The organism is Sporosarcina sp. Y1009, from assembly GCF_057669865.1.
The window spans coordinates 46149-56373 of sequence record NZ_JBYHFO010000019.1 but is presented as its reverse complement, the minus strand read 5'-3'; the positions used below and the strand labels follow the sequence as shown (position 1 = coordinate 56373).

Sequence of the window (10225 nt, the reverse complement as noted above, 5' to 3'; positions counted from 1 at the left end):
GTTAATCATTAATTTTTCTTAAGTTGACGCGTATGGTCGCCACCCTTCACTCCAATCAACTACTTTCATTGTATAAAGAAATTTTACAGAGAGCACTTTCGAATGTGGAAATTCATATGTACTGAATGTATATTAGTAGAAAAATCTTAGTTTAAAGATTTTGATAGAAATCTAGTTTAGAAATCCTTAGTAACCTAAACTAGCAATTTACAACTGAAGAAACGTCAATACTTTACCAAAAACAATCTAGCGAAGGCGCCTTACCAGTGGTAGCCGGAGTGATAAGACTGGCAGTGGTCTTCTGTCAGGCTTATCGCGGGAGGCATCCACAAGCGTCGAAGCGTTATTCAAGGGAAATTCTTGGTACAGCCTATAATTGGGGCCTTTAAGTGGGTGCAAAATTAATTCCTCAAACAAGGAAACATTACACAAAAAGTAAGTATCGTTTCCACAGAACAAAGAAATGTTCGACACAAACAATCCAACAAACCCCTCCAGATAGCCATTCACCCCACTATCCAGCTATTAAAATTTTAAAGATGTTAAAAAATCTAACAAAGACCTTAAAATATTGCCTTATAAAAGAAAGCGTTTTCATTTAGACTTGGAACTACGTTAAGAAATTGGAAGGAGGACTACGATGAGCTCTAATCAGCTGAGTGGTGATGTGAAGGTGAAGCGCAAATTTAAATTAGATAAATGGATTCCTTATCTATTCATCTTGCCGTCATTCTTAATTATTGCTACATTTTTATTTTACCCAATCGGAACTGTTTTCTATTACAGTTTCCAACACTATGATATTTCAGCACCTTTCTATAACAAATTCGCAGGTTTTGAAAACTTCGTAAAAATATTTACGGATGATAAATTGTTCTTCCCGAGTCTGTGGAACAGTTTAAAATGGGTAGTGTCTCAAGTTGGTCTTCAATTAATATTTGGATTGGGCGTCGCGGTTCTGCTCAATCAAACATTTAAATTACGAGGATTCGTTAGAGCGATTGCATTTATACCATGGGCCATTTCAGGCGTACTTGCTTCGGTTATGTGGTCGTTAATGTATAACGAACATATGGGTGTTTTCAATGACATCTTGATGAAACTTGGACTTATCAGTGAGCCGCAAGCATTTCTAGCGAGTACATCAAGTGCCTTCCTTGCAGTCGTTATTGCTGAGTTATGGAGAGGGATTCCATTCTTCGCGATTACGTTGTTGGCGTCACTTCAAAGTATTCCGGAGGAGCTATATGAGGCTTCGGATATTGACGGGGCTAGCAAATGGGAATCATTTGTACATATCACATTGCCGCATTTGAAAAATACAATTATCTTAACGACCTTACTCAGAACGGTTTGGGAGTTTAACAACGTTGATTTGATTTTCAACTTAACGGGTGGAGGTCCTGCAAATTCCACAACGACATTGACGATGTACATTGCCAACTTGGCTGTTAACGGAAGTGACTTTGGGTATGGATCTGCATTAACGGTAATTTCGTTCATCCTACTCTTTGTATTTGCGATGGTTTACTTGAAGATTACTAGATATGAAAGGGAGGACTAATAAAAATGGTTAATTCAAGAACACGCACAAATAAAATCTTATTTTTCTACCTCCCTTTAACATTAATGATTACATGGACAATCTTTCCGATTTATTGGACAATCAATACAGCGTTCAAGCGTGAAGGCGATATTGTAAAACGCCCACTTGAGTATTTTCCGACAGCACCAACTGTTGAAAACTTTGTGGTCGCTTGGAATAACGTAGGTTTTGCAACTTTTTTTAAAAACAGTTTGATCGTTGGAATTTCAACAGTACTTGTTGTTATTGTTTTATCAACATTATCGGGTTATGCATTAGCCCGTTATCAGTTTAAAGGGAAACGTTCATTTTTATTAATGTTGCTCGCTACGCAGTTTATTCCAAGAGCGATGTTAATTATCCCGTTGTTTATCATCTTCAAAAATATGGGGTTAATCAGTAATCCATTGTCACTGATTATCACTTACACCGCCGTCGAGATACCATTTACGACCATATTGATGAGTGGGTTTATCGGGAATATTCCAAGAGATTTAGAAGAAGCGGCGGCTGTTGATGGGGCCAATAAATTGCAATCATTGCGCTTGGTCATGTTGCCATTACTTCTTCCAGGAATTGTTGCAACAGCGGTATTCACATTCATCTATACTTGGAATGAATTCTTACTTGCACTCATGCTGACAAATCAGCAAAGCAAATTCACCTTGCCAGTCGGTTTGAGCTTTATGATGGGTGAATTCAACGTTAACTACGGAGCGTTGGCAGCTGGAAGTGTCATCGCATTAGTACCTGCTGTTATCCTATTCGCATATGCACAAAAGCATCTTGTTAATGGAATGGGTGGGGCAGTTAAAGGTTAATCAATAAATGCACGTACAAATAAAAGGAGGAACAACATCTATGAAGAACTTACTTAAAATGAGTTTGCTGTTCATGTTAGTTGCTGGTGGAATTTTAGCTGGATGTGGTAGCAGTAGTGATGGAAAGACAGCAGACGGAAAAACTAAAATTACGTTTTGGGATGAAAATGCTGGGCCACAACGGACACCGATTTGGGAAAAATTAATTGTAGACTTTGAAGATGCAAATCCAGAAATCGAAGTTGAATACGTTGGACTACCGAAAGATTCTTCGAAATCTAAATTAGATACAGCGATTGCTGCAGATGATATGCCAGACGTTGGTTCTATCCAAACGAGCTGGTTGCCAGAGTTTGCAATTCGTGAAGCATTACTTCCGCTAGATGATTATTTAGCAGATTCTGAACTAAATGCGTTAATTAATAAAGGTGCTGTCCAATTCAATAAAGATGTTGTCAATGATCGTAAATTATACGGAATTCCATACACGCAAAACCTAGACGTTATTTGGATCCGTTCAGATTGGTTTAAAGAAGCAGGAATAGAAGCACCGGAGACATGGGATGACTTCTTTAATGCAGCAGACGAAATGACTGAAGAAGGTCGTTATGGGTATACGATTCGCGGTGGGGCAGGTGGTTCTTTCCAACTGCAACGTCTCATGTTCGCGTATTCAGGTTTGGAAAACTACTTTGATGAAAATGGAAAATCAACAATCAATGATCCAAAACATGTTGAGTTCCTCGAGCAGTATTTTGAAATGTACCAGAAGAATACACCAAAAAGTGATATCACAAATGATTACAAAGAAATGATTGCCGGTTTTGACACAGGCGTCGTTGGAATGGTTCACCATAACATTGGTTCATTCGGCGAGCATAATAAAGCATTTGAAGCAGATCAGTTCCAAGCAATTCCACTACCTAAAACAGAAGATGACAGATACGTTGCAGAAGGTGGAAACACAATCAACATGTCCATCTTCAAAACGACAAAAAATCCAGACGAGGCATGGAAGTTTGTTGAATTCATCAACTCAGCTGAGAGTCAAAGTTACTGGAACGAAGAAGTCGGTCAAATTCCAACTAACGCAGATGTGTTAGATATGGATTGGATTAAAGACTCTGCTCATATTAAAACAGCGTTCGAAGTGTATGATAATCCGCAAACCGTTTTATACAAACCACCATTTTACTTACCAGACTACCGTTCAATTCTCGATAACTTGGTAGATCCAGGCACACAAAAAGTAATGAGTGGAGATAGCTCTGTAAAAGAGTTTCTTGACGAATGGGCAAAAGCAATTGAAGATTCAGAAGCTAAATATAATGACGCAATGAAATAATTATAGTAATCTGAGTGTTGATTCAATTGGCACTCAGATTATTACTATCGTAAACATGTATTGGGGGAATAGTGAAGATGACAACTGAAATTGAAACACCATTATCCATTGCTGAGAAAGCTTGCCGTACAATTATGAAAACGTTTTCTCCAGCCGAACTGCCACCAGCAAACAGATGGCATTATCACCAAAGTGTATTTCTCTATGGAATGATTCGTGTATGGGAAGCTACAGGAAAAGATGAGTACTTCGAATACATGAAAGCATATGTCGACAATTTATTAGATGAAGAAGGGAACTTCTTTTTCGCAAGAGACGAACTCGATTCTATCCAAGTTGGTATTTTATTGTTCCCACTCTATGAGGCAACTGGCGAGAAGAAATATCTTGTTGCTGCTAAGAAATTAAGGAATTTATTGAATACGATTAATAAAACAACAGAGGGCGGATTTTGGCATAAAGATAAATATCCTTATCAAATGTGGTTAGATGGTTTGTTTATGGCAGCGCCGTTTATGGTTATGTATGATAAGCATTTCAACGAACCAGAACTGATCCAATCTTTACTTCTTCAAGAAAAGTTAATGAGAAAACATATGAAAGACTCAAAAACTGGATTACCGTATCACGCTTGGGACGAAAAGAAAGTCCAACCATGGGCCGATAAAGAAACAGGTTGTTCACCGGAATTCTGGGGACGTTCTGTTGGTTGGTACGGAACAGCACTCGTCGATTTACTGGAATTATTAGATGGTCAAAAGCATGGACAAGAAGTTTTCGTTGAAGAGCTACAGCAATTCATCCCTTCTGTTGTTAACTTCCAAGACGAAGAATCTGGTCTTTGGTACCAAGTTGTTGACAAAGGTGACCGTGAAGATAACTGGTTAGAATCATCTTGTTCATCGTTATTTATCTATACGATTGCAAAAGCGATTAAAGCAGGTATTGTTGATGATTCTTATAAAGCTGTTGTGAATAAGGCGTATGAAGGTTTACTATCACGCATGGTGAAAGTCGACGGAGATGACCTTGAGTTAAGTGGGATTTGTATCGGGACATCCGCAGGAACGTACGATTATTATGTTGAAAGACCGACATCTGAAAATGATTTACACGGCATGGGTGCATTTATTTTAGCGTGTATGGCACAACATGATATCTCAAAATAAGCAGAGTAAGTAGCGACTATGCTTGTCCTCTAGATTAGTCTATACTTAATCTAGAGGTTTTTTTCTCTAAAAATTCAGTGTATAAGCAAAGAAGAATTGAACTGCATTCTTCCAAGTCGGTGCTAAGCGAGCGCCTTGTGTTTTTTGTTCTTAAAAATTCAGTGTATAAGCAGGGGTTTGCTATGCTACGTGAAAAAATAAAAAAGTTTAGTCGGAAGTATTTATTTTCGTCTTTTAGTTCTACAATCAATGCACTTTATATGACTATTATTATCATTATCGTCGTCATTATCGGCGGGATATCTTATCAATTGGCGACAAAACAAATTGAAGAAAATGCGTATCAAAGTATGAGTGATACGGTGTTGCAAACGAATAATTATATCGATTTTATGTTAACAGATGTTTTTGAACAGCTTGTGATTTTATCGAAAGATCCTAAAATTGAAGCCTTGAAAGTAATGGATTCAAATACAAGGTCCTCTCAACTCTATATAGATGTTGATGATGATTTACGCGCAATTTATCATCGTTTCAATTCAATTATCGATTCGATCTATGTGGATTTAAACCATGGAGAGATATCTTTCTATCAAGGTGCCCAGCAATTTGACCCGACATTTTCCTATGACCATTATTTCAAGGAATTCCAAGGAAGCAAAGAAGCTTTTTACTGGCAAAATATGCATCAGAATCCTTTGACGAAAGATTCCTATGAGGTCATCTCAGTATTTCATCTAATCGAGACAGAAAACCCACTAGAAAACGGCATGATTTTATTTAATCTACGTGCTGATTTTTTTGAGAAGGTTTTCAATAAATCATTAATTGGAGAAAACGGTTATTTTACACTGGTGAGTCCTGATGGTACTTTTCAAACGAAAACAGTAGACAATCAGTATCAGTTAGATGCCGAGACTGCCAGTAAGTTAAATGAAATCGACAATAAAGAAGGAAAGTTCGCTTTTGCAAATGCAGAAAACGAAAGCATGTATGGAATTTATAACACAATCGGTGTAAATAAGTGGAAAGTCGCTGCTATATTTCCAGAAAGCCAGATTTTAGAAACGATCAATCAAATAAAATATTTGTTGGTCGGCATTATTCTAATTGTCATTATTATGGCGTCATTTATCGTCAACTTAGTTGGAAAGTATATTTCCAATCCCATCAAAAAATTAGCGACTGAAATGACAAAAGTCGATCAAGAACATCTGCAGTTAGACGAAGGATTAGCTGCACCAAAAGAGATGCGAATTCTATACAGCAGTTTCAATGAACAAATGGCGCGCAATACTGCATTACTTCACCAAATTGAGCTCGATCAAAAGGAAAAGCGCCAGTTGGAAGTTGCGATTATTCAAGCGCAAATGAACCCACATTTCCTCTATAACACCTTGTATTCGATTAAAGGCTTATGTGATATGGGGTTAAATGAAGATGCGAGTGAAATGATTAGTGCGCTATCGAACTTTTTTAGGATTAGCATTAGTCGGGGACAAGAGATAATCTCAATAGAAGAAGAAATCGACCATATTAAAAGTTATTTGTATATTATGGAGATGCGCTACGGGGATGATTTTTCTTATACACTTGAGGTGGAGGATCAAGTTTTAACCAGTCGAATTATTAAACTCACGCTTCAACCACTGATTGAAAATGCGATCTATCACGGTGTTAAACTGAATCGGAATCAAGGTTTTATACATGTGCGTGTTTCAGAATCTGGGGATAAGATTCTGCTTGAAGTTGAGGATAATGGACAAGGGATGGACGAAATTCATCTCAAAAAGATTCAAGAAGAAATCGATGCCCCTTACAATGGCGATCAGAAAAAATATATCGGTATCGGCTTAAGAAGTGTTAGTGAACGACTCAAAGGATATTTTGGTAAATCATGTGAATTGAAGATTGAGAGTGAAGTTGGAAAAGGGACGAAAATATTGGTTTTAATTCCGAATGTAAAAGGGGAGATCCAAGACCATGGATAAAATCGTCATTGTTGAAGATGATCGAATTATTCGACGCATTTTGTCTAGAGCCCCGTGGAATCAACATGGTTTTGTTCTAGTAGGGGAAGCAGCAGATGGTGAGAGTGCACTTGAAATCATCGAAAGAGAACAGCCACATGTGGTTGTGTCTGATATTTCGATGCCTTTCATGAATGGGTTAGAAATGGCTCAGATTATTAGAGAGACGAGTCCTTACTCAAAAGTAATCTTTCTGACGGGGTATGAGGATTTTAAGTATGCGCAGCAAGCTGTTCAGTTAAAGGCTTTTGATTATTTATTGAAGCCAGTGAAGATAGAGGATTTATTGGCAAAAGTTAAAGCTGCAGCGCTAGCGTGTAATAAGGAAATAGAAAATGATCGTCGATTTGTGGATTCCTTGCCTTTGCTGCAGCAACAGTTTTTGCGGAAAATCGCCAACCAAGATGGTTCAACGGCTGTTGATATTGAGCAAGAACTTGCAAGTCTTGACATTCAACTAGAAGGACCTTTTTACAATGTACTCCTGATTAGTGTTCAGGAAGATGTGAAATTAAAGGTAACAGAGATTATTGAGGGTATTCTGTTGTCACATGCCGATGGTGAATTGTTAAATGGCGAATTGAATGAGTTAGTGCTTCTCTTGTCGTTGGAGGATGATACGGGGAACAAGGAGAAAGAGTTAGCAGGAATTATTTTAAATCAATTGAATGATCTGCTTGATTATAAGGCGACGATTACGATAGGAAGAACGTACCGGAACTTGTTTGAGATTATGACCTCATTTGTTGAGTCGCGACTAGCGATGGAAATGAAGCATATTATGGGGACGAGCCGTGTCTACTCGATAGATGATACGATTCCGAGTACGATGCAAAATGTGAATTTGTTAAATGGATTAAATGAGGAATTCAATACGCATATTCGACTAGAGTTGCCGTCGAAAGTAAAAGAAACGCTTGAGAAAATTGCCGGGGCAATAACCGAAAATAAGAATATACCGCTTTCCGAGACGAAGTTGACGGCATTGAAGTTTAGTACGTCACTTTATTATCAAATTAAGAAGTGGAAGAGAGGGGAAGAAGAGAGTCTAAGTATGACTGTTCTTTTTGACCATATTCTTCAGCTGGAATCATTGCATGAAATGTTATATACACTTAACGGTCTTGTCGATGAGTGGGCGGATTCGATGAATAAGGAGAAGAACTTAAATCATCATTCGCTGGTCGATAATGCGATGGCCTATATGGAAGAGAATTTCCATGAAGTAACGTTAACACAACAAAAAGTGGCAGATAAGGTATTTGTCAGTGCGCCTTATTTGAGTAATTTGTTTAAGCATGAGAAGGGCTTGAACTTCGGTGATTATCTATTGGAATTAAGAATAACAAAAGCGATGGCGTTACTTCGTGATCGTGATGCAAAAGTTTATAAGGTCGCTGAAAGTGTTGGCTATAGCAATCCACAGTATTTTGGTGTTTGTTTTAAAAAGTATACCGGCCAAACGCCGGGTGAGTACCGGAAAAGTGTGGACAGTGGTTAAGGGTGAGTGAATGTTGCAGCATATAATTAAAGGAAATCAGCAGTCTAATTAAAAAACAAGTACCAGAATCATGAATTATTCTGGTACTCGCTATGTCACTGCAGTTCAGCTTCAATTGCAGTTTTACAATTCTGTACGGCCTCAATAATTTCGTTTTTGAAAGTTTCAGTGATTCTATACTTCGGCACGCTGACGCTGAATGCGCCGAAATTTTGTCCGTTGACGGTAATGCTTGCGCCAATGCAGAACACATCGATTTCATGTTCACCGTTATCAAATGCATAGCCGCGGTTTTTAATCGATTGTAGTTCAGCTCTAAATGACTTCTTTGTTGTAAAGGTGTTATCTGTTTTAGCTATCAATTTATTATCCGCAAGATACTGATCAATCTCTTCGGCTGTTTGTTCAGCGAGAATGGATTTGCCCATCGCTGAGCAATACAACGGAATGGATCTTCCGATTTGCGAATACAAGGTGACGGGGTTATTGCTTTCTATTTTATTGATATAAACAATTTTGGCGTTTTCAATCATGCCGAGATGAACCGTTTCGGTCGTCACTCTTTGTAAGTTTTCTAAATGTGGTTGAGCAATTTTCTTTATATCTAATTGCTTAAAGCTTTGCCTTGCAAACTTAATAATGGAAGGCCCTAGGTCAAATTCATTGGTTTTAGAATCTCTTTTCACATAGCCAATCAGCTGCAAAGTATTAAGTATTTTGGATGCTGTCGAATTGGTTAAGTCGCATGCCTTTGCAATGACATTTAAACGTTGGGGTTGTGCACTTTCAAATAAGAAATTCAAAATTTGATCTGCTTTTATCAGAACGGTTCCATATGGTTTTATTTCTGGTTTAGGCATGATTATTCCTTCTCTCAATTTTTTCTGGTAGTAATCAATTAATCATAAAATCCAATCGCTCTTAATGATAGTTTGTCTTATAAACAAATTAAAGCGATTTAACTTGTAAACGCTTTCTTAATTATATATACTAAAGTAGATAGTTTCCATATAAGCATACTGGTTTCCGTATAGGAAATAAAGTATTGCGCACTAATTGACAAATTAACATAGATTTTGTTCAATAGAGGCCGAAATCGGACTGAAATTATACGAGGAGGTGTGTTATGAAAAAACAACAGGTACTAAGAAAACTAACTGATTGCGGAGTGGTTGCGGTCGTTCGAGCCGACTCTGAATTGGAAGCACTAAATATTTCAGAAGCTTGTGTCCTAGGTGGTATTAATGGGATTGAAATTACATTTACCGTGCAAGGTGCCGATAAAATTATTAGTGAACTAGCTACAGCTTACAAGAATAATAGTGAGGTCGTCATCGGTGCAGGTACCGTGTTAGATGCCGTTACTGCTCGCATTGCTATTCTTGCAGGTGCAGAGTTTGTTGTTAGCCCGAGTTTTGATAAAGACACAGCTGAATTATGTAATTTATATCAAATTCCATATATGCCTGGCTGCATGACAATTACTGAAATGAAGGAAGCGCTTAAATCAGGCGTAGATATCGTTAAACTGTTCCCAGGAAATACATACGGTCCTGATTGGGTGAAGGGTGTTAAAGCACCTTTGCCACAAGTAAATATAATGCCAACAGGCGGCGTTGATTTAGATAATGTTGACCAATGGATTAAAAACGGTTGTGTTGCTGTTGGCGTAGGCGGCAGTTTGGTTGCGCATGCAAAAACAGGTGAGTTTAACAAAATTACAGAAGATGCTCGTAAATTTGTCGACAAAGTTCAAAAGGCAAGAGAGGCGTAA

At 37.9% G+C, this 10225-nt stretch carries 8 protein-coding genes; 7 read left to right on the top strand and 1 reads right to left on the bottom strand.

Translation table 11 applies throughout. The features are described from left to right. Positions 1-640: 640 nt before the first annotated feature. The 6 genes from AC25Y1_RS17150 to AC25Y1_RS17125 all read left to right on the top strand — a co-directional run bounded on the left by AC25Y1_RS17150 (position 641) and on the right by AC25Y1_RS17125 (position 8451). A complete protein-coding gene (locus AC25Y1_RS17150) occupies positions 641-1564 on the top strand; it encodes a carbohydrate ABC transporter permease (protein ID WP_488149220.1) in 924 nt (307 codons plus the stop codon). A gap of 5 nt (positions 1565-1569) precedes the next feature. Continuing rightward, a complete protein-coding gene (locus AC25Y1_RS17145) occupies positions 1570-2406 on the top strand; it encodes a carbohydrate ABC transporter permease (RefSeq protein ID WP_488149219.1) in 837 nt (278 codons plus the stop codon). A 40-nt stretch (positions 2407-2446) separates the two neighbouring features. Further along, the gene (locus AC25Y1_RS17140; protein ID WP_488149218.1) at positions 2447-3751 is read left to right on the top strand and encodes an ABC transporter substrate-binding protein; all 1305 of its coding nucleotides are present in this window, start codon (positions 2447-2449) and stop codon (positions 3749-3751) included. 71 nt (positions 3752-3822) lie between these two features. Continuing rightward, positions 3823-4920: a glycoside hydrolase family 88/105 protein gene (locus tag AC25Y1_RS17135; protein WP_488149217.1), complete on the top strand. Its 1098-nt coding sequence runs from the start codon at positions 3823-3825 to the stop codon at positions 4918-4920. Between the two features lie 182 nt (positions 4921-5102). Continuing rightward, positions 5103-6911 (top strand): sensor histidine kinase, encoded by a 1809-nt coding sequence (locus AC25Y1_RS17130; protein ID WP_488149216.1) that lies wholly within the window; start codon positions 5103-5105, stop codon positions 6909-6911. After that, positions 6904-8451: a response regulator transcription factor gene (locus AC25Y1_RS17125; RefSeq protein ID WP_488149215.1), complete on the top strand. Its 1548-nt coding sequence runs from the start codon at positions 6904-6906 to the stop codon at positions 8449-8451. Before AC25Y1_RS17130 ends, AC25Y1_RS17125 begins: the two co-directional genes overlap by 8 nt. 95 nt (positions 8452-8546) lie before the next feature. On the opposite strand, the gene AC25Y1_RS17120 is transcribed toward AC25Y1_RS17125, so the two are convergent. Beyond that, positions 8547-9311, bottom strand: coding sequence for an IclR family transcriptional regulator (locus AC25Y1_RS17120; protein WP_488149214.1), 765 nt, complete (start codon positions 9309-9311; stop codon positions 8547-8549). A 266-nt stretch (positions 9312-9577) separates the two neighbouring features. Between AC25Y1_RS17120 and AC25Y1_RS17115 the strand changes: the two genes are divergently transcribed. After that, positions 9578-10225 (top strand): bifunctional 4-hydroxy-2-oxoglutarate aldolase/2-dehydro-3-deoxy-phosphogluconate aldolase, encoded by a 648-nt coding sequence (locus tag AC25Y1_RS17115; protein WP_488149213.1) that lies wholly within the window; start codon positions 9578-9580, stop codon positions 10223-10225.